This window comes from Pseudoalteromonas sp. NCCP-2140, from assembly GCF_023708065.1.
Lineage (GTDB): Bacteria > Pseudomonadota > Gammaproteobacteria > Enterobacterales > Alteromonadaceae > Pseudoalteromonas.
In genome coordinates, this window is record NZ_BRCZ01000004.1 from 272482 (window position 1) to 298880 (window position 26399).

At 39.8% G+C, this 26399-nt stretch carries 20 protein-coding genes; 14 read left to right on the plus strand and 6 right to left on the minus strand.

The annotated features are described in order from the left end of the window. Positions 1-52 precede the first annotated feature (52 nt). Positions 53-2839: a response regulator gene (locus tag NFU46_RS10395; protein ID WP_251601653.1), complete on the plus strand. Its 2787-nt coding sequence runs from the start codon at positions 53-55 to the stop codon at positions 2837-2839. Here NFU46_RS10395 and NFU46_RS10400 read toward each other — a convergent pair. Next, positions 2814-7265, minus strand: a complete 4452-nt coding sequence (locus tag NFU46_RS10400) for an EAL domain-containing protein (protein ID WP_251601655.1) — start codon at positions 7263-7265, stop codon at positions 2814-2816. The two genes, NFU46_RS10395 and NFU46_RS10400, sit on opposite strands and share 26 nt — an antisense overlap. Before the next feature lie 253 nt (positions 7266-7518). On the opposite strand from NFU46_RS10400, the gene NFU46_RS10405 reads away from it, so the two are divergent. From NFU46_RS10405 to NFU46_RS10415, 3 genes are all read left to right on the plus strand, one after another. Continuing rightward, entirely contained in the window at positions 7519-8073 is a 555-nt protein-coding gene (locus NFU46_RS10405; protein WP_251601656.1) for an isochorismatase family protein, read from the plus strand. Between the two features lie 76 nt (positions 8074-8149). Then, complete coding sequence (locus tag NFU46_RS10410; protein WP_251601657.1) at positions 8150-9616, plus strand: methyl-accepting chemotaxis protein; 1467 nt, start codon at positions 8150-8152, stop codon at positions 9614-9616. 13 nt (positions 9617-9629) lie between these two features. Beyond that, complete coding sequence (locus tag NFU46_RS10415) at positions 9630-10115, plus strand: DUF6436 domain-containing protein (RefSeq protein WP_251601659.1); 486 nt, start codon at positions 9630-9632, stop codon at positions 10113-10115. Positions 10116-10168: 53 nt separating this feature from the next. Here NFU46_RS10415 and NFU46_RS10420 read toward each other — a convergent pair whose 3' ends face one another. Next, complete coding sequence (locus NFU46_RS10420) at positions 10169-12442, minus strand: CHRD domain-containing protein (protein ID WP_251601661.1); 2274 nt, start codon at positions 12440-12442, stop codon at positions 10169-10171. Between the two features lie 298 nt (positions 12443-12740). Between NFU46_RS10420 and NFU46_RS10425 the strand changes: the two genes are divergently transcribed. Then, complete coding sequence (locus NFU46_RS10425; RefSeq protein ID WP_251601663.1) at positions 12741-13157, plus strand: hypothetical protein; 417 nt, start codon at positions 12741-12743, stop codon at positions 13155-13157. A gap of 57 nt (positions 13158-13214) precedes the next feature. On the opposite strand, the gene NFU46_RS10430 is transcribed toward NFU46_RS10425, so the two are convergent. Beyond that, entirely contained in the window at positions 13215-13913 is a 699-nt protein-coding gene (locus tag NFU46_RS10430) for a hypothetical protein (protein ID WP_251601665.1), read from the minus strand. Between the two features lie 558 nt (positions 13914-14471). Between NFU46_RS10430 and NFU46_RS10435 the strand changes: the two genes are divergently transcribed. The 4 genes from NFU46_RS10435 (at position 14472) to NFU46_RS10450 (ending at position 17997) form a co-directional block, all read left to right on the plus strand. Then, positions 14472-15068: a hypothetical protein gene (locus NFU46_RS10435; RefSeq protein WP_251601667.1), complete on the plus strand. Its 597-nt coding sequence runs from the start codon at positions 14472-14474 to the stop codon at positions 15066-15068. Positions 15069-15385: 317 nt separating this feature from the next. Beyond that, a complete protein-coding gene (locus tag NFU46_RS10440) occupies positions 15386-15739 on the plus strand; it encodes a hypothetical protein (RefSeq protein ID WP_251601669.1) in 354 nt (117 codons plus the stop codon). 233 nt (positions 15740-15972) lie between these two features. Further along, positions 15973-17481, plus strand: a complete 1509-nt coding sequence (locus NFU46_RS10445) for an RHS repeat domain-containing protein (RefSeq protein ID WP_251601671.1) — start codon at positions 15973-15975, stop codon at positions 17479-17481. A gap of 15 nt (positions 17482-17496) precedes the next feature. After that, on the plus strand, positions 17497-17997 hold the full coding sequence (locus tag NFU46_RS10450) for a hypothetical protein (RefSeq protein ID WP_251601673.1): 501 nt from the start codon (positions 17497-17499) through the stop codon (positions 17995-17997). Between the two features lie 301 nt (positions 17998-18298). Here NFU46_RS10450 and NFU46_RS10455 read toward each other — a convergent pair whose 3' ends face one another. Together NFU46_RS10455 and NFU46_RS10460 are read right to left on the minus strand one after the other, a co-directional pair. Further along, positions 18299-18571: a hypothetical protein gene (locus tag NFU46_RS10455; protein ID WP_251601675.1), complete on the minus strand. Its 273-nt coding sequence runs from the start codon at positions 18569-18571 to the stop codon at positions 18299-18301. A 96-nt stretch (positions 18572-18667) separates the two neighbouring features. Next, on the minus strand, positions 18668-18835 hold the full coding sequence (locus NFU46_RS10460) for a hypothetical protein (protein ID WP_251601677.1): 168 nt from the start codon (positions 18833-18835) through the stop codon (positions 18668-18670). Between the two features lie 262 nt (positions 18836-19097). Here NFU46_RS10460 and NFU46_RS10465 point away from each other — a divergent pair, with 262 nt between their 5' ends. From NFU46_RS10465 to NFU46_RS10485, 5 genes are all read left to right on the plus strand, one after another. Then, positions 19098-19292 carry a (2Fe-2S)-binding protein gene (locus NFU46_RS10465; protein WP_105181791.1) on the plus strand — a complete coding sequence of 65 codons (195 nt, stop codon included), beginning with the start codon at positions 19098-19100 and terminating at the stop codon, positions 19290-19292. 158 nt (positions 19293-19450) lie between these two features. Next, positions 19451-20983: a phospholipase D family protein gene (locus tag NFU46_RS10470; protein WP_058584094.1), complete on the plus strand. Its 1533-nt coding sequence runs from the start codon at positions 19451-19453 to the stop codon at positions 20981-20983. Positions 20984-21235: 252 nt separating this feature from the next. Then, positions 21236-23491 (plus strand): acyl-CoA dehydrogenase, encoded by a 2256-nt coding sequence (locus tag NFU46_RS10475; RefSeq protein ID WP_251601679.1) that lies wholly within the window; start codon positions 21236-21238, stop codon positions 23489-23491. 145 nt (positions 23492-23636) lie between these two features. Further along, positions 23637-24584, plus strand: coding sequence for a phosphotransferase (locus tag NFU46_RS10480; RefSeq protein WP_251601681.1), 948 nt, complete (start codon positions 23637-23639; stop codon positions 24582-24584). Positions 24585-24586: 2 nt separating this feature from the next. After that, positions 24587-25558, plus strand: a complete 972-nt coding sequence (locus tag NFU46_RS10485; protein WP_251601683.1) for a Gfo/Idh/MocA family protein — start codon at positions 24587-24589, stop codon at positions 25556-25558. Here the strand turns inward: NFU46_RS10485 and NFU46_RS10490 are convergent. Further along, positions 25555-26373, minus strand: coding sequence for an ABC transporter substrate-binding protein (locus NFU46_RS10490; protein ID WP_251601685.1), 819 nt, complete (start codon positions 26371-26373; stop codon positions 25555-25557). The genes NFU46_RS10485 and NFU46_RS10490 overlap by 4 nt on opposite strands. Positions 26374-26399 lie beyond the last annotated feature (26 nt).

The window sequence follows — 26399 nt, forward strand, 5'->3', positions numbered from 1 at the left end:
GTTTAATTTTCTTTTAATTTAAAGGTATCACTATGAAGTTAGGATACCTTTTTTGCTTCAAAATAAGCCTTCATATTTCAACTTTTTAGCCGCAGTACTGCTTGGTTGTATTGCGGGAGTTGTTAATTTATTACCAATTTGGTTTTTAGACAGCTCAGAATTTCTTCTTGGTCAGTTTTTTGTGATCTTAAGCTTGCTGCTACTCGGTTGGCGCTATGCAATTATCACTTTTATTATAAGCACGGGGTTTATTTTTTACCGCTGGGGGCATGCGTGGCCGTCCATTGTTTTTGCCTTAGAATTGATCTGCTTGCAGGTATTCTGTTTGTCAAAAGCGCGGCCAGTTTTTTTACGAGGCATGCTGTTTTGGTTTGTAATTGGTTTACCCCTACTTTGGAGTTTTGGCCATTTCTTTTTAGGTCTTCCAATCTTAACCATTGCCATTGCACTTGCTAAATACTGCTTAAATGCGGCAATTTACTTATCTGTTATTGATTTACTAAGCTTCTTCTTTAGCCGCTATTCGTGGCATAAACATTATTCGTCACTCTATAAAATACTTAATTATGTTGTTACTTTGCTGGTTGTGCTGGTAGTTATATTAACCTCAGTAGTACTAACCAATAACCATTATGCGCGCATTGAGTATGAGATAAATGCACAGTTAAAAGAAAAAGCCAAAGAAATCGCACGCACAATTGATGGTCACCTCGATCACCATAAAAAAGGCGTTGTACTTACTGCCAGAAGTATAGCCAATGGAGTTCATCGTCAAATTGCCCTTGAAAATATGGCAAACCTATACCCTGATTTTAGAACACAAATCATTGTTGATGCCCTTGCTGATGTCACTCACTTTTATCCACAATCGTTAGCGATTAGTTTGCAGCAGTCAAATATTCGCGCCAATGTGGCAGATAGAGATTACTTTATCAATGCGCCTAATAATGAGCTTGGTTATATCTCAACAATATTTAAAGGCCGCGGTTTTGGCTCTTTACCTATAGTTGCAGTATCAGCACCGATTTATATTGAAAATACCTTTACCGGCGTCGTTGAAGGCTCACTGATGTTTGATTATTTTGCAGGCCTTAGGCCCAGTCTATTTAGTCACCAAGGCGAGTTGTTGATTTTAGATGCCAGCAACAAAGTGGTATTTAGCACATTAGATGACTTTAAAGAGTTACAACAATTAACAGATGAAGAAATAGATTCATTTGCAGACGAAGCACGCTTTAAAATGTTTGATGCTGAGAACGAGCAGCAGTTTTACGCCAGAGAAGCACGCTCTACAGAGCATAACTGGATTGTAATGACCATGCTCAATCGCAAACATGCCAACAATGTTGCGGTGAGTGCATGGGGTCAGTCTTTGGTGATGATATTGTTCATTATTTTATTAACCAGTGTGTTCATAACGCAGTTAAGCCGCTGGTTAATTGCTCCTATCGAAAAGTTAGCTGAACAAATAGACAAATTTGAACCTGAGCGGGCAATCACAGATACCGACTTACCACAAACTTGGCTAGAAGTGAGTCGTTTGCAGTCGCAGTTTTCGAGTTTAGCAAATAAGCTGGCGCTTAATTTTAATCGCTTACATCAAGCGAATCACGAAAACGAAGTGTTGAATAACAAATTGACCGATTTTAATGCCCAGCTCGAGCAACAAGTTAATGATAAAACTAATGAGCTAGTCGAAGCTGTGCGCTTAGCGAACCAAGCTAACCGTACCAAGTCGCAATTTTTAGCGAACATGAGCCATGAAATCCGCACCCCGCTCAATGGTATTTTAGGCATGACTCAACTGCTATTAGAAAATCCTAAACTTCCCGAAACTGAACGTGATGAGCTGGCGATGATCCATCAAAGTGCCAATAACTTATTGTTGATTTTAAATGATATTTTAGATTTTTCGAAAATTGAAGCGGGGGCACTTAAATTAGAAAACCGCGCCGTTGAGATTAAGGCTTTACTGCAACAATTAGCAAAAGTATTTAGCAATACCAGTGTGAAAACGGGTGTCGAATTTAACTTGAGCATAGCAAAGGACATACCTGAGTATATCCGTTTAGATCCACTGAGGTTTAGCCAAGTAATCAATAATATTTTGAGTAACGCGGGTAAATTTACTGAGTCAGGTGAAATAAACATGCAATGCCAAATGGTCGATGGCGCTCTTGAAATATCAATTCGTGATACAGGCATTGGTATTTCAGCCAATCAACAGGCCAAACTGTTTACAGAGTTCACTCAAGCCGATATATCGACCACCCGTAAATATGGTGGTACTGGGCTTGGACTCACCATTAGTAAACGTATTATAGAGTTGATGGATGGAGAGCTTTCTTTGCTGAGTCAAGAAGGTGAGGGCAGTGAGTTTATTGTTGCCATCCCAGTCACTGTGAGCGACGCAGAAGCAACGGCAGAACAAAGTACAGACAAGCCAACACTTAGTGGGGTTAGAGTATTAATTGTTGAAGATAATCCTGTAAATCAAATCGTGCTGCAAAAAATGATGCAAGACACCCATTGTTCGATTAAAAGCGCTAACGATGGCTTACAGGCGCTTGAGCAGCTTAAAAGCTTTGCGGCAGATATTATTTTGATGGACTGCCAAATGCCTCACATGGATGGCTATCAATGTACACAAGCGATCAAACAGAATCCTGCGCTGTATGGCGAAGCTATCATTATAGCTATTACGGCGAACGCCTTTGAAGAGGACCAAAAGCGCTGCCTTGTAGCTGGCATGGATGACTTTATCTCGAAGCCCATAAATAAAGATGAGCTTTATCGCTGCTTAAATAAATGGTTTAAAGCGCGTTTAGTCGATCAATGATTGCCTGAATCGTACTTTCTGCAATGAGGTCATCGGCCAACATGGGTTTCGCGAAGTAGTAACCTTGTAAATCTTCGCAGCCCATCTCGGTTAAGAAACTGATTTGCTCGTTGGTCTCAACCCCTTCAGCAATACAATATAAGCCTAAGTTCGATGACAGCGCATGGATGGTTTTAATAATCGATTCATTACTTTTATCTTGGCCGATATTACGCACGAAGCTTTGGTCTATTTTGATCACATCAATCGGGAATTGACTTAGGTAAGTTAGTGACGAGTAACCTGTGCCAAAGTCATCCAGTAATAGTTTAAAGCCAGCATTTTTAAGCTTTTGCAGCTGTTTAGAAGCTTTCTCTTTATCTTCTAATAGTGTGTTTTCTGTAATTTCAAGACGTAGCTGAACCGGCTTAACCATGTGATTATTCAAAATAAGTAATAAACGTTCAGTTAAGTTCGATTTTAAAATATGCGTTGGTGACAGGTTTAATGATAAATAAAACTGTGGGTTAGCACGCAGCATAGGTAGCAGCTCTGTTAATGCTCTATCAAGTGCTTGCTCAGTCAACGCATCGATGAGGCCTATCTCTTCAGCAATAGGAATAAATTCGGCAGGTGATACAAAACCTTGCTCATTCTTCCAGCGCATTAAAAGCTCAACGCCGTTTATTTTTTTAGTTTTAGCATTAACAATAGGCTGATAGTTATTAAATAACTCATCGTCTTTAAACGCATCTTTCAAGGCATTTTCAAGTAACAGCTTTTTGGTCAGCTGGTTATTCATTTGCTCTGTGAAATATTTAAAATTGTTACGGCCAGATTGCTTAGCATGCATCATGGCTATATCTGAATTTTTAATTAAATCATCTGCTGTTTTCGCATCAAATGGGTAAAGAGCGACACCAACACTCGCAGAAATGTTGATTGAAAAGTCGTCAATTATAACCTTGCTTGCCAGTTCTTCAGTGAGTTTTTTAACAAGATCACTAAGTGTTTGCGGTGAGTGTAAATCTTTAATAAGAACCAAAAATTCATCACCACTTTGACGACCAATTACGGCGTTCTCGGGTAACATTAGGCTTACTCTTTGCGTGATATCGCAAAGTAATCGGTCGCCGACAGCGTGCCCGAATGAATCATTTACTGGTTTAAATTTATCTAAATCAATAAATAATAATGCAGCTAGTTTATTGTATTTTTTGGCGTTATTTATACAGTTGCTAATTTTTGTATACATTAAGGAGCGGTTAGGCAAGCCCGTTAACGGGTCATAATTTGCTAAATAACGCAAATCGTCTTCAGCGCGTTTTTGCTCTGTTAAGTCTGAAATTACAATTACATAATGACTAATTGATTGGCTTTCTTTGGCTACAGCAGTAACACTAATATGAACTGGGTGTGCAGGGCTTTTTAGCGTGCGAATAACAGCCTCTGTTTTCCAATTTTGCTTTGGTTTAAGTGTTTTTAATACGTCTATATATTCAAGGTATTTTGCACGGCCTATGGCTGCAATAAAGTCGCGACTAGTAAGCTCTGCAACATTGTTTGGCGTGGCGAATGCTTCACCAAAACTAGCATTAGCAGAAAATGGTTTCAGTTGATTGTCTAAAATTAGCAACCAGTCGTTTATTTGCCCAAATGCTTCGCCGAGCACACTGGCTTGCTGGGCATTAGCGCGTTGCTCTGTAATATTGGTATAAATACCGGTTATTTTTAACGGACGGTTGTTTTCATCGGTTGCAACAATGCGGCCAATGTCTTCGTACCAAAGCCAGTCGCCATTTTTATGTTTGAGTCGATAAGTAATGTTCCACTGCTCATTATTTGTTTGCTTACAAAATAGTTGCCATTGGCTAGTTACATGATTGCGATCATGTGGGTGCACTAAACTCACAAACTCGTTTAGGCTTATACCGTCTTTATACTCGGCATAGCCCAGTTCAGCTGAAAAACGGGTCGTTCTTAAAAATTGTTCTGCTAGGTTAATCTCCCAAACACCACTTTTAGTGCTACTTAAAGCGAGTTCGGTTTGTTGCTGTGATTTTACAGCTTTTGCATGAGCACGGCTTATTAGTTGCTGACGAGCACGGTATTGCCAAAATAGGAAAAACAAAACAGCGAAAACAATAATGACATAACTTGCTTTTGCAGAAGGGGATGACCAAGGTGCATGTGCAACATTAAATCTTAGCTGTCTAGACGCTGATATTACATCGCTTAACTCGGTTGATGACGACACTGATAACACATAATCACCAGGCGGTAATTTAGTGAAAAATACCTCATTGGTTGTTAGCTTCTCGTATTGCAGTGAGGTTGGCCCATCAAGGGTCACTCGATACGATGTTTTATCTTTATTGATGGTATCAAAATTAGAAAAGGTGACTGCTAAGCCCATATCATCATAGGTGATCTGCAGAGGCGTATTCACATATTTATATGGATGGTAGTTAAGCTCTCGCGAAAGCAAAGTTACATTGGTAATTTCGGTATTTATATTACCAGCCTCTACAGGCGATGATAAAAAGTCCTCTGGTGAAAGTAAAAGTACGCCTCGGGTACTACCAAATGCTAGTTGCCCGTTATGTAAGGTGGTGTCGGCATCAATGTTAAATTCATTAACGGCTAAACCATCGCGAATAAAGTAACGGTCAAGTTCTAAGGAACTTAAATCAAGGCGGTAAAGGCCATTTTGAGTCCCTAACCATAAAAAACCAAAACGATCTATTTGCAATGCAAAAACAGATTTAGCTTTTAAGCCCGACTGTATATTAATACGGTGTTTAACTTCGTAAGTTTTAGCATCTATGCCAATAAGTCCTTCGTCAGCTGAACCAAGCCAAAGGGTATTGTTATAATCCATCACCCAGTCATCAATTGTGGTGAACGCTAAAGGGTTATAGTTTTCTGTTTGGTATATCAGTGTTAACTTTTGAGTCTGCTCATTGTAGCGGTATAACTTGCCAGACATACTCAGTACATATTCATCAGGATGATCAGGCAGTGGCTTTAAAAAAGCATGGGCATTAACTAGGTCAACTTGTTCTTTTAATCCTTTAATAGTGGTAAGTTCGCCTGTTTTACCATTGTATTTATAAAAATTTTGGTCATCTAAAAATGCAAATTGATCATTACCCATAGCACGAAAGCCCCAGTTAGGGCCGTAATTTATAAGGTGTATGGCCTCAGCATTGCCTTTTATAGGCACCAGTTCACCTTTTTGTTTATCAAACAAGGCAAGGCCTATGTATTTCATTAGCCATAGATAACGGTTGCTTTCATCAATGTTAGCTTCGGTAATACCATAAATACCATGCTCACCATGAAAGGCTTTTTCATCGTTGCTAACTAAGTAGGGTGTAATATCTTTAGTAACTTGGTTGTACTTCATTAAGCCATTATCTGTACCAATCCAAACCGTATTGTTTTGATCTTGTAATACCGACCAGACATTATTATTGAAGCGAGCTTGGTTATTTTTTAATTCAATGTGTTTAAAACGTCTTGCGAGTGTTGACCAAGTAAAAACGCCTTGAGAACGAGATGCAAGCCACAGCAAGCCAGTTTTATCAATCATTACATCTTGAATTGAATTGTCAGACATCAAAAACTTACTTTGTTCAAAGTTTAAGATGAACTCAACCGACATGGTTTGGCGATTAAATTCGAACAATCCTTTTTCTGTGACGATATATTCACCAAATGAGCTAATAGAATAGTCCCAAATATTTAAGTTAGGGATTAACAGCCTTAACTTATCAAATGCCAGTAAACGGTTAGCGTTAAAAGGGATATCAAACATGCCCTCTACAGTGCCAACAAATAAGCCCAGTTGCGCATCGACCCTTAAAAATTTTACGTTTTTATTATCTTCGGTGACCTGAGATTTATCGGTAAGCGGAATATGCGAGATATGCTCATCTGCAAGGTTTTTTGAGAAAAGCCCATTTGATGTGCCGATATATAAAAAGTTGTCGTGCAGGGTGAGTGCCCGAACAATATGCTCTTCTTTATTGATAGAAAACTCATGCAAAAACTTTTTTGATTGCTTGTTGTATGAATAAACGTGCTGGGCAATAGCGAAGTAAAAAAAGTGATCGTCTTCAGTGATTGCTAAAATAGGTGAAAAGAAAACATCTTCAGGGTCTAGTTTGCCGGAATAGATTTTTTCAACTTTTAGTGTTTTTGGGTCTATTAGAAAAGCACCTGAAAACTCAGTGCTGACGAAAATGTTTCCATCGTCAGTTTTATGCATTGTGGTAATTTGTCGCTGATCAAGAATATACTCTACAGCAAAAGGGGCTACCTGATAACCATCATACCTATTTAAGCCTTGGTAGGTACCAATCCAGATAAAGCCTAAATCATCTTGCACGATTTTAGTTACACTGCCTTGTGTAAGTCCTTCATCGGTCGAAATACGCTGCATTTGCAAAGCATAGTTTTGTGCCAACGCCGAAGAGGAAAGCGTGAAGAACAGCAAACTGAAAATCAAAAGAAAAAGTTTAGGCACTGATTGATTAACCCTAAATTATTATTTGCGCATAATTTTTAACAAAATATAGCACAATTATGACCGTAATTAATGGTTCTGAAAAGAAAAAATAGTAATAAGGTCTACTTGGCGCTGAAACTGAAACCTATGCTATAACTAGTTCAATTATCAGCAATTTGAGAACGTGATGCGCCATTCATTTATCAGTCGAAAAAGTAATGCCTTGTTATTAATTATTGACCTTCAGGCAGGGCTTGAGCCGGTAATTAACGACTTTGGCTCAGCTGTTAATCAGACCGAAAAGTTAATAAAAGCAGCTAAAGCTTTAGATATTCCCTATCTATTTACCGAACAAAACCCAACCAAGTTAGGTAAAAGTAGTGAACAGCTCTTACCTTTTATAACTGGCACTAACTGCTATCACAAAATACATTTTAGCGCATGCCAAGAGGTTCAATTTAACAACCTATTGGCTGGCTTTAACCGTAAGCAAATAGTGGTAACGGGTACAGAGTCGCATGTGTGTGTACTGCAAACATGTTTAGACTTAATTGCCAATGGTTACCAAGTGTTTGTAGTGGAAGATGCCATTGCATCACGCAACGAAAAACACAAAGAGTTGGCTGTTAAGCAGCTATCGGCAGCAGGTGCTATTATTAGCTGTACAGAAAGTGTGATATTTCAATGGCTAGAAAAAGCAGGGACCGATCAATTTAGGGCATTATTGCAATTAATAAAGTGAACCATGATGCGCATCAAACCGTATTAGCTCGATTAATTGTATTTTTGTAAATTATTTAATAATTAAGGCTTTATCTATGACGAGTGTGCGCCGCCTTTTTACTTATTTGTTCCTTTTATTGTTTGTTGAATCTTTAGTTTTAGGCTTTATTTATTCGACCTTAATTACAGGTTTGGTAACGGGTTTATTATTACTGTCTTTACCGCTTTGGATGCTCCATCAATACCCAACGAGCAAATTAACAGCTCATGTTGTAGCTGCCGGTTGCATGATGTTTTCGTTTTTACACATCCAACAAAGCTACGGCCTTATTGAGGTTCACTTTGAAATATTTATTTTAATGGCCGTGTTGATCATGTTTGTTGAATGGCGCGTGTTTATTACTGCACTTGCTTTTGTGGCCGTTCACCATTTGAGCTTTTACTTTTTACAGATAAACGAAGTCGGTTTATACGTTTTTGATCCAGACAGATTGTATTTTAGCACCGTACTTATTCATGCCGTGTATGCCATTGTTGAAGCAATTGTAGCTGGCTATATTGCTAAAACCCTACACCGTGAACGTAGTTCTGGCTTATCGTTAAGCACAACGACAGAGCAGATAATGGCCGACGAAAACAGCATTAATATTAGTTTAAGAGCGGATGATAGTCACAGTGAAGCTGTAGCGGGTTTTAACCGCTTACTAGGTTTTGTATCGAGCGTGATTGGTGATGTTCAAAGCCAAAGTAGTGTTTTAAAAAACCAGTCTAAACAATTACTTGAAGTACACGACGAATTGCATGAGCAAGCACTTAATCGTGAGCAGCTATCGACGGATATCGCGCAGTCAGGTGAACGAGTCGCCGAAGGCTTTGCTCATGTTGAACAAGAAAGTAATGAGCTACAAACACAGTTTGAGCAGCTCCATTTAAGTGCTACAGAGGCATTAAATGAAGTGGCTAATACAGACAGCAAAACGGCTGAGCTTGCTAATAACCTTCAAGAAGCAGACCAAAATATAGGCCAACTGGTGAGTGCATGTTCGCATATCTCAGAATTACTTAATGAAATTTCGTCAATTGCTGAGCAAACGAATTTACTTGCGCTTAACGCTGCAATTGAAGCTGCACGTGCAGGTGAACAAGGCCGCGGCTTTGCGGTAGTGGCTGATGAAGTTAGAAACTTGGCAACACGCAGTAAAAACACGACGGATAAAATAACTAATACGCTTGAAAGCTTGATGCAAAACAGTGCCTCATCAACCAAGTCTATGCAGGGTAGTGTTGCGCTTATAGAGCAGTTGTCGGCCATTAGTTCGCAGATGAAACTGCAAATTACCGAGATGACAGAGCAGGTGAATGTTGCTGCAAGTAGCTCACAGTCGGTTGCTCATGTAGTGCGAAATCAAGCGGGTAATACGCGTGCTATTGCCGATAATTCACAGGCCTTAATTGCTAACCAAGCCAACGACAACCTGATGATTGAAAAACTCACCGATCGCGTACAGTTAATTGATGTAAGTATCGATGTACTGGAGCAAGGTATTGCTAAATTCAAATAGCAAATGGCTGATAATGGCAACTCTACTTTGGGTTGCCTCTGTAGCATTAGCCTTGGTGTTTGCTTATTCTCAACAAGCAAGCTCCTTTGATCCAGATAAAAAGCTAGCCACAGCAAATTGGTTACCTGCTTTTCAACAAAGTATGGGGCTTGGCATCACTAATACAGATACCTTGTACATTATTGATGAAAATACCTGTGTATGCTCAGAGCGTTCACAACCGCACATAACAAGCCTTAGCAGCTATGCAGCAGAGCAAGGTATTGAAGTAATAAAACTTAAACCAACATCTGCGGTTGCTGCAATATTACCCGCTCAACCTGCCGCAGTACTTGTTTCAGAAAATCAACAGCTTGTGTATGCAGGGCCATTATCAAAAGGACTCGCCTGTTCCAGTCAGAATGGCTTTGTTGAGTTAGTAATTGCAAACTTACGTGCGGGTTTTAATAGCCAGTTTATTAACTCAGATGCTGAGGGGTGTTATTGTGAGATTAACTGAGCGAGGAAAGTAACGAAAAGAGGCCAAAAATATTGGCCTCTGACTCTATAAAATTATTGAATTTGGCCTCGTATCTCACCACTTGGATTTGCAGGCGTATGAATGTTTACATAATGACCGCCTGAAGCTAAAACTGAAAAGATATCGGCATCTATCATTAAGCCTGTGCTGCTCATCCAGCGATTCATGTCATCACTGTCTTGCACAAGAGGAGCTAACACAGGGCCATTTTCACCGGCTACACCGGTATGAATATGGGCTGCAGTTGCATCGCTTACACCCGATGTTAGTACTTGCAGCTCAACACTGTAATCATTGGTATTCACTAGCGCATAACCATCACCAGATGCATCCGTTGTGACCGCGGGTACTTCTTGTTCACCACTTAGCGGAAAGGTTACAAACACATAGTTGTCGGTAAGGATTTGACCGCGTAGTTCACCACTTGGGTTAGCTGGAGTATGCACATTAACGTAGTGACCACCTGATGCGAGTACTGCAAAAATATCTGCATTGATCATGGTGTTTTCAGGTGTTTGCCACAGGTTCATGTTATCGCTTGATTGCTCTAACGCGGCAAGAACGTCGCCATTGGTGCCTATACGACCTGTATGAATGTGGGCAGCAGTAGCATCACTCACACCTTCGGTTAACGCTCTTAATTCTAGATGGTAATTATCCATATTGACTAAGGCATAACCACTACCTGATGCCATCGTATCAACCGCTGGAACTTCTTGCATACCACTGAGTGGGAAAGTAACGAGCTGATAGTTGTCTGTTAGGATCTGACCTCTAATTTCGCCACCCGTGTTAGCAGGCGTATGTACGTTAACGTAATGACCTCCTGATGCAAGTACCTCAAATATCTCTGCGTTGATCATGGTATTTGCTGGTGTCATCCACATGCCTGCGTCAGTTGTTGACTGCTCAAGTGCAACGAGTGCGTCGCCATTCGTGCCAATTCGGCCAGTGTGAATGTGTGCACCTGTCGCATCATCAACACCCATTGTGTTTACTAATAGCTCTAAGGCATAGTTATCCATGTTGATTAATGCATAACCTTCACCACTTGCATCAGATTCGATGGCAGGAACTTCTTGCTCACCGCTTAGTTTAAAACTCGTAAAGCCATAGTTACTGGTTAGGATTTGCCCACGAAGCTCGCCGCCAGCATTAGCAGGTGTATGAACATTGACATAGTGACCGCCAGAAGCCAGCACTGCAAAAATATCTGCATTGATTTGCGTGTTGCTTGGTGTCATCCAGACGTTACTGTCGTCCATTGATTGTTCAAGAGCGACTAATACATCGCCATTAGTACCGATACGACCTGTATGAATATGCGCAGCACTTGCATCGTCTAAGCCTGACGTGACAACAGTAAGCTCTACACTGTAGTCTGTTGTATCAACAAGGGCATAACCATCACCATCAGCCATGGTGCTGACCATAGGCACTTCTTGTGCACCACTCAAGTCAAAGGTCGCAACTGCATAGTTGTCTGTTAAGATTTGGCCGCGAATTTCGCCACCGGCAAATTCAGGCGTGTGAACGTTAACATAGTGACCGCCGTCTAAAAGTACTGCCAGAGTGTCGCTGTCAATCATGGTATCTTCAGGTACAACCCAGTCAGTCATGACTTCGTCGTCTTGTTCTAAAGTCACGAATACATCACCATTTGAGCCTAATTTTCCTGTATGGATATGAGCTGCTGTAGCGTCATCAACACCCATAGTCACCGCACGAAGTCGTAATTCTGTCGTGGCGCTATCATAAGATGCATAGCCATAACCCATTGCGTCACTGTCGTTCATAGGCACTTGCTGATCGCCATTTAAAGCAAACGTGATGATGCTGGTTGTATCAGGCACAATTTGCGCACGAAGTTCGCCGTTTGCATATTGTTCGGTATGAAGGTTAATGTACCAATCGCCATCCATTAAATCAGCGATCAAGCTTTCATCAAGGTCGGTAATTGCGACTTCATACATACCATCGGTAGTGGCCTCAAATGCAAAAGCAACATCACCATTAGCGCCTAAATCGCCGTCGTGTATGTGTGCTGCGCTAAAACCTTCAACTGAGCTTGCATCAAGTGTTGCACGAAATTGCATTAAACTTTCGTCAAGCTCTACCGTTGCAGTCGCTGTTTGCATTGAGTCATTCATTGGCACTTCTTGTTTGCCACTTAAAGTTACAGAATAGGTTTTACTTGGAGTGAATTCTTGAACTGGGGGAGGGGTAACAACTTCGGTATTATCGTCATCATCATCGCTACAAGCGGTGAGAAAAAGTAAGCTGCTAGCCAGGAGTATGTATTTCATCGTTCTTCCTTATATCTTTGTATGTTCGGACGTTACGACGTGTCCATTTCAATAAGGCTTACGGCGGGTGTTTAAAAAGCGATCACAAAAGGTTATTTAAAAGTTAAAAACTGGTTCTTTAGTGTTAGTTTATTGGAAAAGGGGATTAATAGTTAAAGTTTAATATCGCTAACTTTAAAGGAACATACATGCTTAGCAACATAAAAAGTTTTGGGTGGTAAATGGGTACGGATTGTGCATCTATTTTGTTTTCAAAAGGTTTATAGCTAAACGTCAAAAAATTAACGATAGGAAAACTATGCAGCTAACTTCGTACACATCCTCATTCCTAAAAGAGCCATTATTAGATCAGCAAAATAAAAATGAGCTAAACCCAGAAAGTGAAAAAGCAACAAACCTTCAAGGCGCTAAACAACAAGAAGCGGGCGTTGATTCTGATCCACAAGCAGAAGCTCAATCAAAGACATCACACACACAACAAGAGCTTGTAGTAAAAATAAAGGAGCTACAAAATAAGATTAATAGTTTAAAAAGCAATAAAGACCTAGCTCCAGAACAACGAGAAAGTGAGTTACTAGAGCTTAATAAACAACTTGATGAAGAGATAAGTGCAGTCCAGCTTGCCGTAAAAAGTAATGTTTCTACGATGATAAACTCATTGTTTGCTCCTACTTCTAGTAATCACTCTGGTATGCTGTTTAACAATAAAGCCTAAATTTAAGGCAAAGCGCTTGCTCGCAGTTGCTTTGCCAATTGCATATTTATAAGTCCGCTAAATTACATACTTTATAAGTGAGTAGATGAGAGTACATATAAAGGTAAATAGGAAGAAGCATTTTATGTGAACTGTTATTGGTGATCCGCGTTTGGCTGTTCTGATCATAGTGACTGGGTAATCATACTCAACAAGTGTCTTGAAGAGCTCAGGATGTTCTAAGCTCCAGTCATTTAAAGGAATTGAATCACCATAGCGAGTTTTAAAAATAACAGAAAATAGATAGGCACGCCTAGGTTGTGGATCGTTAATATCGTAGCCGCTTTTGGTGCGTGTAAAATTCCATATGGCCTCAACGTTAAGTAAATCTTCTCTTTTAATTGTTCGTGGTTTTCTGTCATCGAATAAAAGTGCAGGCAGGTAAACCTGTTCTTGGTTTATTTTAATTTCGCACAACGGGGATTCATGGATGAAGTAACGCTTATTGGCGATAAACATTTGAACTAAAAAGTAACTGAGATATGTAATGATCACAGCGGCAATTGCACCTGCACCGGATTGTGTTTTCCAAACAAGGTGGCAAGCAATGATGAATATAGCACCGGTGATTAATTTTGCTTTGAATTTCTGTGCTTTAGGTAAAGGGACTGCGCATCTCAAGATAGGTATTTCAGCTTGCACTTTCGTTTTTATGAAAGTCTGAAAAAAGATGGAGTTAAAGTTATCACGGGTTAATTCAAAAGTAGGCGCTTCCATGTGTCCTCGGTTACATATTTAGTTATTTGGGGTAAAATAGCAAATGCAGTGCTTTACTATCAACCAAAAAACTAGGTTTTGTTTAAGTTTGGCTGGAGCATAACTTGCTTTTTATTGGTATAGTAAGTTACTGAAAAATATGTAAATGTGAACTGGTGAAATGATAGATTATTTTCTTATTATTTTGATGGTACTTTCGGTTGTTTTATTTTTGTTTGTAATAGTTTTGTTTATCTTAGCTCCAAAATTCGCAAAAAAAGAGCTTTTCATAAACTACTACGGCGGAACAGGTGCAATTTATCATGGTTTTAAGCTGTTCAAAGTTGAATCCTATCGGGAAGACAAAGTGTGGGCTTGTAAAGCCATTAAATACTCATCTATAGCAATTGTAGTAATGTTTTTCATTATGGTTTTTTTAATAAAATTGAATGGAGTTCAGCAGAGCTAGGAGTCGGTTCTTGTTTTTCTTTCGTGGATTATGGTTAAGCAATACGCCAAACAACGTAACAGTTTTTTCTGAGCTAATCGTAGAGACTCAAGATAAATGGTGGAGTTACTATGAGATATTTTATCTTTATCCTTTTATTCCAAAGCGGCATTTGCATGGCGTTACAGCCTATATCTGAATATTGTGAAGATTCTGATTTGTTACTCAGTTTTGCTGGTGATACCTTTGCAGCAACAAATTGTTTGGCTTATGGGTTTAATGCGGAGAATGCGTTCTTTTCTAAAGCTATTAATACAAGTATTAGATTTGAAAAAATTAAGCCTGCAATTGATACGTTTGTCAAAATTGTCAATACCGATGGAGGGTCATCCTTTGACAAACAAGAAGTTTTTTATAAGTACGTTGGGGAAATAGATAGTTTCTCAGTGCCTCTATTTGCGAGCTATGATGAATTCGAAGATGCTAAAGCTTCATTAGTATTTTCGATTAACTACACAACTAGTTGTAACATATCAGTTTTAGATTACAGTGGAAGTGATAAATTCATGATTGGATATAAACTTAATCGAATGACTGATGAAGGTAAATACAACTATGATTATTTGCATATAGAGCTCCCTAAAGAAGCAAAAATAAATAAAGCGGATAGTGATGGTTTAATAGATGCTTTTTGTCATAATGACTTAAGCTTTAAAAATAAAGAATAATGGTAAGTAGCTTTTATCTATCCAAAGAGGTCGAGCTACATTTTCCTTCTAAATCATAATAACCACTTCAGTTCAGTCTTTAGTTGAGATCAAAAAAGAAAGACCTGACCCCATGGTCACGTACTATCACAGAGCGGTAGTGATTGGTATATACAGTGTTTATGCATATCAAACTACCCAAAAAGTTACTTATCAATATCAATAAAACAGCAATAGTGGAAGGTGTTCTTGTACTATATATATTCAGGAGATGGTAAATGTTAAGGTTCCTTTTTCTTTGTTTTTTATTTTTTAGTTTTAGTCTACAAAGCAAAGTAGTGTTCACTAATATATATTCTTTGCTAGGAAGCCCTGACAAATATTTAAATAAGGAAGTCAAATTTTCTGGCTATCTTGTTAGGAATACTGGCGGGATTTATGAGTTATATCCCTCAAAGTCAGATAGTGAGTTTTTTCTCAAAGATAGATATTTAGATGTCATCACCTTCTATGATGGAGTCAATTTACTTGATGCTTGCGTGCAAAGCTATGTGTTTATACAAGCTAGATTTACTTTTCATAAAGATAATTCTGAAAGACGAGTCTTAGATAAGGTCTCTTTTGTTCATAAATATGATGAAAACGAAAAGTACACTAAGTTTAGTCCTTGCTATATAAAAAATAAAAAGTAAGCGTTGAGATCTAGTATAAAAAACCAATAGGGTCAGGTGTTTCTTTTTAGCTAGTCCAATGTCATATATAAGCAATGTTTAATAAAAGTCATCAAAATGCTGGGCATTTTACGATGGACAAGCACAAGCTCCAGAGTGGCTTGAAATCGACAAAGTGTTACTTCAATTTGGCAAATCTAAAGCGATAGCAAGCCGAAAGTTTGCGCTATTTGTCGAGCAAGGAAAATAATTGGGTGATTATTTTCAATTACACTATTCGCGTGTTAGTAAGATTGTTGCAAAAAGCAAGACCTGACTCATGTGTGGAAACATTATATCTCAAAGGGCTATATGAGCGTTTAACATTGCCTTCAGGAAATGTTGAACACAAATACTATGTTGGGAATACTGTAGTAATTGACAGTACTGATGCTAAGCAAAGTAAAACTTTATATACGCATAAGGACCATCTAGGCTCTACCGTGACGGTAACAGACGCGAATGGCAGCGTTGTTCAGCACATAAACTATGATGCGTGGGGGAAACAAAATCGGTTCTATACTAGTAGCTCATTAGTTTCTTTGCTGAATCAACAAAGCCCCGTGGAAAGTAAAGGTTATACAGGTCATAAAGAAATATCGGATTTAGGTATTATCCATATGAACGGTCGGATCTACGATCCAACATTGGGTCGATTCTTACAGGCAGATCCGAATATTCAGGCACCATTGAATAGCCAAAACTATAACCGTTATTCGTATGTATTGAATAATCCGATGAGCTATACCGATCCAAGTGGTTACTTCTTTAAAAAGCTTTATAAAGCATTGGGTAAAATAGATGGGCGTTACCATTCCCACAAATATGTCTTTTCGAAAAATCAGGGACTGGCAAATATGGTTCAGGTAGGACTGAATTACATTCCATTTTTCGGACACCTTGCATCGGCGCATTTTGCTGCTGATAGGGCTTTCTACGCCACAGGTAGTTTAAGGGCTGCATTCACTGTCGGTGCTGTTTCTTATATTATGAATTACGCTGGAGGAAAACCTAGCTATGAAGCATTTTTATTCACTGCTGTAGACTCTGTTAATCCTGATGTCGGCAAAGCATTAAGATTCCTCTATTATGGTGTTGATACAAATAGTTTTACTAATACGACAATCAACTTGGCTAACGAAGTTAAAAATTATTACGTCAGTGAGGAGTTGACTCGGTTTGCGAACAAAAACAGCATGACATTAATGGAATTGAACGCTCTACTCACGTTGAATTCTTTTGTGGGGAATAAGCTAGCAGGTAGTAGATATGATTCGGAGAAAAACGAAATAAGCGGCTTTACATCCAGAACAGATGGTTTGTTTGGTGAATATAGTGGAGTTGCTGGTGTATTTTGGGATGTAAATGACACCATTCTAGGATATCAAGGGTTATTAGATGCTAGTGGGTATGACTACATAACTAGTGGTAATGTGGGACGCTCAATTGGTGGTTGTCATAGCTTAGGCACGCTTACATGCAACAATCTTGTCGCGAGGGGATATGCACCATCGGCACAACTTAATTCGCTTCCATTTGGGAATATTGCTGTCAGCAAAAACGCAACTATAACCAATCTTGGACAATGGGACATTATAAATGGTGGATGGCTAGGTAGATTATTTAACCCAATTTCGAATTCCACTCCATGTTCAAATGGAGGGGCACCTGGAGCATTTTGTCATGGTTGGGATGCTAACTATCGAAAGATACCCAATCAATAGGCTGGGAATACTAAAATGAATAAAACAATTATTATATTTATGAGCCTTGTTATTACATCTTGTGCAGTGCCTAATAAAATTGAATTTGAGAGTTTTTCAGAAGGCTTAAGTTGCATATTACCCAAGGAAAAAATGTATATTTATATGGCATTTGATAGATGCCCAGTATTAAGTGATAAACCAGTTCCTAAGGCAACTTATTGGAATCTGAGGAAGCTAGATGAGCTAAATCCTCATAAAGATTTGTCGTCAGATGCCAAGGTGGAAACTCTAAAAAATTGTGCCATCGGAACAGAATCTGTCCAACGACTTTTGATTAATACTGATTCACAGCTTTTCGTAGATTCAATAGTTTTACGCTCAGATAGTGTAAGCTCAAACAGATTGCTAATTTATGGAAAAACTAACCACCAAAATCGAGAGTTGAATTGGCTTTTTGATAGTCGAGAAAATGTGGGCTTTGAAGTTCTGGATAGAATTAAAGCAGATTTCAAAATATGCAAAACTGAAGAATAATAACCTTTTGAAACCAAACCCGCTCCGGCGGGTTTGGCATATTTGGCGGGGCTGAGCAGTTCATGGTGTTTGTCTGCTGCTAATTCTTTGTTTTCAATTGTTCGTGATCTAGTAATTCCATCGCCTTGCTTTTGCTCACGTATTTCATTGGTATACTAGCGCTTAGCGAAGCCAGCGGGAGCTGGCTTTCTTTTATCTGGCGTTTGTATATAGGCGGTTAGCCTCTTCTGGGTTGGTGCTAAGGGAAGCGAAGATTGTAAATTGCTGAATATCCGTTTGGTGCCAAAGCTGGCAGGTGCTGCTATATCTCTTCAGAGTCCAATTGCTTAAAAAATGTTTCGCCATCAACAAGGTCATTTTCGTCTAGATTTTGAAAACACCTTTTGACAAGCGCAAGCTTTTCAATCTCATCGACATCGCAATCGTGATGCTCTTCGCATAGAAAGATAATTTTCTTGCGAATAGCGTTAGGTCTATCTGGTGATGGTGCAATTATCTCAGTTCTAATATCGACATGCTTTTTGCAGCAGGCCGAGCATTCGGCATTGTGAAAATCAATTTTGCTTGTCGGCATTATTTGCTCCAACTTAGTAGTGGTTGATCGATGAAAACCCGCTTGGTGGCAAAGCTAATGGGCTAAAAGAAGCGATGAGCTTTATAACCCCCTAATTTACTCTGGCGAAAATCCGTGGCGAAGGAGTTCGAAATCGTCTAAATCGATAACAGCTCGTTTTCCGCGTCCCTTGAGAGCGTAGCAAGAGGTGCTTGCTGTTAATATCTGCAGAGCCTTAACATCCATAACTGTAACAATATACCAATCTTTTACTGTGGTGTTCATAAGCTGAGCCTCACGTTACTCGATAGCCTATGATTGATCATTTCATTCAACTCCAAACTAAACCCCCTCAAAAAAGTTAGAAATTTTTTCTTTGCTCGCTTTTAACTAACTGCCCAAATCATAAGGGAAAATTTTTAGTTGTGTGCCATTTAGGAAATTTTGGTATAAAAGTTATGCAAATATTGCCTATAACACTATTGCGAACTATTACCGTTTAGATTAATATGCTGACCATCAAGAGAAATGAGAGTGGTTTGCATTCATGTATATCTGTTTATGTCATGGTGTGACTGATAAAAAAATCGAACAAACAATTGATGATGGCGCTATGACGATGCGTGAGTTATCAAAAGAACTGCAAGTTGGTAGCCAGTGTGGCAAGTGTTGTGGTTGTTGTAAAAAAATTCTTAATCGCAAACTGATCGAAATTGCAGATATCACTGAGCAAGTAGCGTAATTACTTGCTCTTAAGCATGTTTGCTTAACTATTTTTCCTTTGTTTAATTCTTCTAATTTATCCCCATAGTTACGAGTTTTTATTTGCTTTTAACCCCTTCATTTATTAGGGTTATAACAAAGCAGATACGTGTATCACACGGTCATTGGTAGGAAGCCATGATAATAGACTCTTCAAAATCACTTTTTTGTGCAGTACTCATTTTAATCACCGCGGGCTGTGCGCAGTTACCTTCACGAGAGTCCATTCAACCAAGCTATGCCATTGCAGCGGATACACCCAGTACCATAGGAGATGCAGTGGGTAATAATCATCCTGGGTTATCAGGGTTTTATCCTTTAGCAGATGGGGTCGATGCCTTTGTAGCTAGGTTAGCACTCATTGATTCTGCAGAGCACACCATTGATGTGCAGTACTATTTATACCACAGGCAGCAAACCACCATTTTATTTACGGCCTTTTTATTAAAAGCCGCAGATAGGGGGGTAAGAATTCGCTTGTTGCTTGATGACTTATCACAAGCCGACAGTGAACTTGATTTAGCCGCTCTGGCTGTTCACCCAAATATTGAAGTTCGATTATTTAATCCATTTCCTAACCGTCGTTTTAGAGCGCTCGGTTTTGTTACCAACTTTAGCCAGCTTTCAAGACGTATGCATAACAAGAGCTTTATTGTTGATAATCGGATTTTTATCACCGGTGGGCGCAACATAGGCAATGCGTATTTCTCGGCTGAAGATCATTCTGAATTTATTGATTTAGATGTGATGAGTGTTGGCGAGATTGTGCCTGAGGCATCAAAAGCATTTGATTTATATTGGAATCATCAGCTGTCTTACCCTGTTGAAGATTTACACGGTGAGCGTGATGAGCAATCACTTATTGATATCACTAACACCTTATCGACCTATGTTGAGCAAAATCAGCAGAGTAATTACGTTGAGCAGTTACGCGAAAGCGCCTTTGTAAAACGCTTGTTGCACGATGAAATAGAATTCGACTGGCAAAAGTCAGTGTTGTTTTATGATCATCCCGATAAGGTGATGAACGACGTCAGTGAAAAATCGGCCAATATGTCGCCAATGTTGTTTAAAGAAATGGGCGAGCCGAAACAAAAAGCAATTATTGTGTCGCCGTATTTTATTCCTCGTGAGCAGGGCGTTAAATTACTAACCAATTGGGCAAAGCAGGGCGTTGATGTCACTGTACTGACTAATTCTTTAGCTGCTACCGATGTATCTGCGGTGCATGCTGGTTATAAAAAGTACCGAGAAGATCTCGTAAAAGGTGGGGTTAAGCTGTGGGAGTTAAAACCCAGTGACTTAATGGCCATTAAGCGCAAAGCAGGGCGTAAAGTAACCGGGTCATCACAAGCAAGTTTACACGCAAAAACCATGACCTTTGATGATGAAAAGATTTTTGTGGGCACCATGAACCTCGACCCTCGCTCGCTTGATTTAAATACCGAGATGGGCGTTTTAATCGAAAGCGAAAAGCTTAGCCGCTTTTTAGCCCATTGGGTTGATACGCAAATGCCTGAATATGCCTGGAAAGTCGAGCTCAAAGATAATGACTTAGTTTGGCTCGATACCGTGAGTAATGAGCAGTTTGATGAAGAACCACAAACGTCTTCGTGGCGACGCTTTCAAGTGTGGTTTATTTCGTTATTCCCTATCGAAGATGAGCTATAAGCCATTTCTTCAGTATTTATACCTAAGCCCAACTTTTTAGTTGGGCTTTTTGTTTTCAGCCTTTAGTTGTTAACCATTTCGGGATAAAAAAGGCGTTTGAGCGTACACGTGTAAACCCATTGTATTCAAGTGCTTAGCGTGCAAAGAAAAAATAAATATAAAAAAATGTTAAAAAAACTGGTTGGACCAATTGATCTATTGCTCGTTTTATGACGTAATGTAGGTATTACTATCTGGTCGGATGAGTTTATTATGAGCTTACGTACAAAATTAAAAAAAGTATTACCTAGTATTTCAATTACAGAACAAGAAGCGTTAGATGCGGGTGATGTTTGGTTAGAAGGTTCAATCTACCAAGGTAAACCTGATTTCGATGCACTTCGTGACGTGCCAGCAGCTAAGCTGAGCGCTGAAGAGCAAGCATTCTTAGATGGCCCAGTGAAAGAATTATTATCAATGATTGATGATTCTGAAATTCAAAACGGTGTTCATCTTCCTGACTACATTCTTGATTTCTTGAAAAAAGAGCGTTTTTTCTCGCTTATCATTCCTAAATCATTCGGCGGTTTAGAATTCAGCCCTTATGCAAACTCAACAATCGTTGCGACTATCGCGACTAAGAGTTCTGCGGTTGCGGTAACCGTGATGGTTCCTAACTCTTTAGGCCCAGGTGAGCTATTACTTCACTTTGGTACTAAAGAGCAACAAGATCACTACTTACCACGTCTTGCAAATGGTCGTGATATTCCATGTTTCGCTCTAACTAGCCCAGAAGCGGGTTCAGATGCGGGTGGTATTCCAGATATTGGTGTTGTTAAACGTGGTCAGTTCAATGGCGAAGAAGTTCTAGGCTTAGAAATTACCTGGGACAAACGCTACATCACACTTGCGCCAATTGCGACAGTATTAGGTTTAGCATTTAAAGTAGTTGACCCTGATGGTTTACTAGGTGGCAAAGAAAACCTAGGTATTACCTGTGCGCTTATTCCTAAAGATCACCCAGGTGTTGAACTTGGTAATCGTCATGATCCTATGGGCATCCGTTTTTACAACGGTACGACTCGCGGCGAAAAAGTATTTGTACCAATGGACTTCATCATTGGTGGTCAAAAGAACATCGGTCGTGGCTGGCAAATGCTGGTTAGCTGTTTAGGTGCAGGCCGTGGTATTTCGTTACCGGCACTAGGTGTTAGCTCATCACAAGTAGCATTTAAAGGTGCTTCTGAGTACGCAGCAGTACGTGAGCAGTTTGGTCTGGCGATTGGTCAATTCGAAGGTATCCAAGAGAAGCTTGCTGATATCGCAGGTAAAACTTACCTTCAAGAAGCAATGCGTGTATTAACAACAGAAGGTTTAGGCATGGGCCTTAAACCATCTGTAGTCACTGCGATTGCTAAATACCACATGACAGAAATTGGTCGTAACGTGCTTGATTCAGCAATGGATATTCAAGCAGGTAAAGCAATTCAAAATGGTCCGCAAAATACATTAGCAAGTGGATATGTTGCACAACCAATCGCAATCACGGTTGAAGGTGCAAATATTCTTACTCGTAACCTTATGATTTTTGGTCAAGGTGTAATGCGTTGTCACCCTTACCTACAAACTATGGTTGAGTCTATCCACAGCGAAGACAAAAATGCAGATAAAGAATTCAACAGCATCTTACGTAAAACAGTGGGTTACAGCGTAGCTAATAGCTTACGAGCTTTCCGTTTAGGCGTATTACCGTTTACTGCGGGTGCTAAATCGTCACTACCAGAAGTACGTGAATACGAAAAAGCAGCGCATAAATTATCTGCAAAACTTGCAGTTTACGCTGACTTCTCGTTATTGGTACTAGGTGGCAAACTTAAGCAAGCAGAAATGTTATCTGCACGTTTAGGCGACGTAATGAGCTTCTTGTATGCGGCGATGGCATCAATTAAATACTACGAGCAAAAAGTAGCAAGCAGTGAACGTGAGCAAGCTGCGCCTTACTTCCACTATGCGACTCGCTTTGCACTACAAAGCGCTGAAGAAGCATTGCATAAGTTCTTAGATAACTTCCCTGCAAGTGGTACTCGTAAATTTATGCGTTTCATTACGATGAACTACTCAATGAAAATGCCTAAGATCAGTGATGATTTAATCCGTGAACTTGCGACTCAAGCGCAAATGGATACGGCATTTAAAGCGCAAATCACTCACTTGGTTAAACCAATTGAAGGTGATGGTCATTACATCAATGAGCAAGCGTACAAAGCGAAAATGGCGTGCCTTGATTTACTTAAGAAAGTTAAAAAAGCTCTGCGTGCTAAAACTATTAAGCCGGGCGTTCGTTTTGCAGAAACGCTTGATAATGCACTTGTTGCAAGTGTTATCAACGAAGAAGAATATGCAAAACTGATTGATTACAACAAGAAGCGTGAAAAAGCGATTCGTGTTGATGAGTTCGACTTTGATATGAACCTACTGGATGACAATGCAAAGCCAGTTAACCCACTTAAAAGTGTGGTAAACGAGTAATTCAACAATGCAAGTCCTGAGCAGTATTAGGACTTTATCTTCGAAAACCCGTGCTTAGCACGGGTTTTTTATTGCCTATAGGCCGTTGTGCCAATAGCCAATATCACCTACCATTGCCATCGGTTTATATAAATTACAGAGCGTTATGGATCTTAGGCAATTCGTTACTTGTCACTTTTCAAATATTACAGAGCTACAGCAAGCTGCATCAGTATGGAGTGGATGCGGTGAGATTATTCGTTGCCAAATGAATGGTGCTGCTGCGGTAATTAAAGCGATTGAAGTGCCTAGTCAGATCAATCATAGTCGTATAAAACAAAGTGATTTTGCGCTTGCCAGAAAGCGCCAATCTTACTTAGTCGAATTTAATTGGTATCGGCATTACGCAGAGCAATTACCCCATGAAGCTGCGTCTATCCACTGTATTGAGGCAATACAAGAGGGCAGTAAACAAGCGCTGGTATTTAGTGATTTCAGTGCGCTTGGCTACCAGCAAGCTAGTGCTACACACAGTGATATTCAAGCAATTATAAACTGGCTTGCACACTTTCATGCTTTTCATTTAGCAAGTTCTGCCGATGGCATTTGGCCGCGAGGTAGTTATTGGCATTTAGCAACGCGGCCTGATGAGCTACAACGCATGAGTGATTTAAGCTTAAAAGCGCAGGCACGCGCTATTGATATCGCGCTGAGTGAGTCACCATATCAAACGTTAATTCATGGCGATGCTAAGCTTGCCAATTTTGCGATTGCGCCACAAAACCAGCATGTTCTTGGCTATGATTTTCAATATGTTGGCAAGGGTGTTGGGGTGATTGATGTCATGTATTTTTTAGGCAGTTGCTTAAATGATGCGGCATTAAAATCAGTTGCCGATGACTATTTAAATCGCTATTTTGACACCCTCACACAGGCACTAAAACGTTATCAACCGAATGTAAACCCAGCGCATGTTGTTAGCAGTTGGCGAGCGCTTTGGTGTTACGCATGGAGCGATTTTTATCGTTTTTTAGCAGGTTGGAGCCCTGATCATGTAAAAATAAACGACTACATGCAGCAGCAATTTGTAACGTATTTAAAAATAAAGGATTAGCAATGAATAAGCCAATGCGATTTGCCATTATCGGCTGTGGTGCTGTAACCGAAGTGAAAAGCGGCCCTGCTTATCAACAAGCAGAAGGTATTGCGCTTATTGGGGTGACACGTCGCGACCTAGAAAAAGCCCATGATTACGCTAAACGCCATAATGTCGCAAAGGTGTTCGCATCGCCAAGCGAACTCATTAACGATAACAGTGTTGATGCCGTGTATATTGCCACGCCGCCAGATAGCCATAAAGCGTATGCTCTTGAGGTTGCTGCGGCAGGTAAACCGTGTTGTATTGAAAAGCCACTGGCGCCAAGTTATCAAGACAGCCTTGATATCGTCGCAGCGTTTAAAGAGGCTAAACAGCCGCTATTTGTGGCTTATTATCGCCGTTCATTACCACGCTTTAATCACGTTAAACAATTACTTGAGCAAGGTGCCATTGGTAAGCCTCGTCATGTAAGTTGGCATTTAAGTAAAGCAGCTAACGCCCTTGATTTATCGGATGAATACAACTGGCGCACAGATCAAAACGTGGCACGAGGAGGTTACTTCGACGATTTAGCCAGCCATGGTCTTGATTTACTTGCCTACCTTTTAGGTGATTTTAATAAGGTGCATGGTTTATGCGCTAATCAACAAGGCTTATATTCCGCATTCGATGCTATTACCGCTCACTGGCAGCATCAATCTGGTGTTACAGGCACCGGGAGCTGGAACTTTGCTTCAGCAAATCGTTTTGATGATGTGATGATTTATGGCAGTGAAGGCGAGCTTAGCTTTAGTGTTTTTGACGAAAAGCCGATTGTGCTTAACAATGCACAGGGCAAACAAGAGTTCGTAATTGATAACCCCGCGCATATTCAACAATATCATGTTGAAAACATGGCGAACTATTTTCATGCTCAGCAACCTCATCCATCAACTGGTGAGAGCGCACTTCATACAAGTTGGGTAATGGAGCAGATTTTATCGGCTTAGTGCTCAAACGCTGCATTGAAGGCATTTACTATTTGTGTGTTTTCACCTTCATGAAATAACTCCATTAGGCGCTCACTAATTAATGTGCGTACCTTTTCTGTTTTAAGCGCTTTATCGAATAGCGCAATTGCTTGTTTGCCGACCTCTGTTGGTGAACAAGCAATATAACCAAACACTGCGGCTTTTTCTGGTTTAATGCTAATATATCTAACGCTAGTTAGATCGGGGAAGCGTTTATAGCGCTCAGAAAAGATACCTTGGTATTCAACGACTGCGTCGATTTTATTTTGAAATAACATTTGCCCGAGCCTTGGTGCATTTGTTGCCCCATCGAGTATAAAAAAGTGCTCATCATTTAAACGGACAAACTTATCAATCTCTTCTGAGTATGAACGGCCTTTGGTGACGCCAATTGTTAAGTCATAGTAATAGATAGCTTGTAGTAGGGTAACAGCGTCTGGAATGGTGGGCTTATTAAATACCACCAGTTTATTTGAAGGAAATGCCATTAGAGGGTACTGGCTAAACACAGCATGAGCTTCACGCTCTGGGGTTTTTAATTTATTGTACAAGCAAACATTGTTCATTCTTCTTAATTGCTGCCACTCTCTTAAGCGGCTTGCAGGTATAAATTGTAGGCTGATTTCATCGCCTAATTCAGCTGCTACAGCCAGTAAAAATGTGGTGGCCTCATTCTCAGGGTTACCGCCATCTTGCGGAACAAAGTCAGCCATAACTTGAATTTCGAGTGTTTCACTACGGGCAGGCAGGAGAAAACTACAAAGTAGTATCGAAGTGAAGATAAACGTTTTCATTACTGCAGGCCCAAAATAAATAAAAT

What these genes read in the sequence shown, in the direction of transcription:
- NFU46_RS10400 (WP_251601655.1), bottom strand. Translation starts at nt 7,265, where the DNA reads ATGCAGCGTATTTCGACCGATGAAGGACTTACACAAGGCAGTGTAACT.
- NFU46_RS10405 (WP_251601656.1), top strand. Translation starts at nt 7,519, where the DNA reads ATGCGCCATTCATTTATCAGTCGAAAAAGTAATGCCTTGTTATTAATT.
- NFU46_RS10410 (WP_251601657.1), top strand. Translation starts at nt 8,150, where the DNA reads ATGACGAGTGTGCGCCGCCTTTTTACTTATTTGTTCCTTTTATTGTTT.
- NFU46_RS10415 (WP_251601659.1), top strand. Translation starts at nt 9,630, where the DNA reads ATGGCAACTCTACTTTGGGTTGCCTCTGTAGCATTAGCCTTGGTGTTT.
- NFU46_RS10420 (WP_251601661.1), bottom strand. Translation starts at nt 12,442, where the DNA reads ATGAAATACATACTCCTGGCTAGCAGCTTACTTTTTCTCACCGCTTGT.
- NFU46_RS10425 (WP_251601663.1), top strand. Translation starts at nt 12,741, where the DNA reads ATGCAGCTAACTTCGTACACATCCTCATTCCTAAAAGAGCCATTATTA.
- NFU46_RS10430 (WP_251601665.1), bottom strand. Translation starts at nt 13,913, where the DNA reads ATGGAAGCGCCTACTTTTGAATTAACCCGTGATAACTTTAACTCCATC.
- NFU46_RS10435 (WP_251601667.1), top strand. Translation starts at nt 14,472, where the DNA reads ATGAGATATTTTATCTTTATCCTTTTATTCCAAAGCGGCATTTGCATG.
- NFU46_RS10450 (WP_251601673.1), top strand. Translation starts at nt 17,497, where the DNA reads ATGAATAAAACAATTATTATATTTATGAGCCTTGTTATTACATCTTGT.
- NFU46_RS10455 (WP_251601675.1), bottom strand. Translation starts at nt 18,571, where the DNA reads ATGCCGACAAGCAAAATTGATTTTCACAATGCCGAATGCTCGGCCTGC.
- NFU46_RS10460 (WP_251601677.1), bottom strand. Translation starts at nt 18,835, where the DNA reads ATGAACACCACAGTAAAAGATTGGTATATTGTTACAGTTATGGATGTT.
- NFU46_RS10465 (WP_105181791.1), top strand. Translation starts at nt 19,098, where the DNA reads ATGTATATCTGTTTATGTCATGGTGTGACTGATAAAAAAATCGAACAA.
- NFU46_RS10470 (WP_058584094.1), top strand. Translation starts at nt 19,451, where the DNA reads ATGATAATAGACTCTTCAAAATCACTTTTTTGTGCAGTACTCATTTTA.
- NFU46_RS10475 (WP_251601679.1), top strand. Translation starts at nt 21,236, where the DNA reads ATGAGCTTACGTACAAAATTAAAAAAAGTATTACCTAGTATTTCAATT.
- NFU46_RS10480 (WP_251601681.1), top strand. Translation starts at nt 23,637, where the DNA reads ATGGATCTTAGGCAATTCGTTACTTGTCACTTTTCAAATATTACAGAG.
- NFU46_RS10485 (WP_251601683.1), top strand. Translation starts at nt 24,587, where the DNA reads ATGAATAAGCCAATGCGATTTGCCATTATCGGCTGTGGTGCTGTAACC.
- NFU46_RS10490 (WP_251601685.1), bottom strand. Translation starts at nt 26,373, where the DNA reads ATGAAAACGTTTATCTTCACTTCGATACTACTTTGTAGTTTTCTCCTG.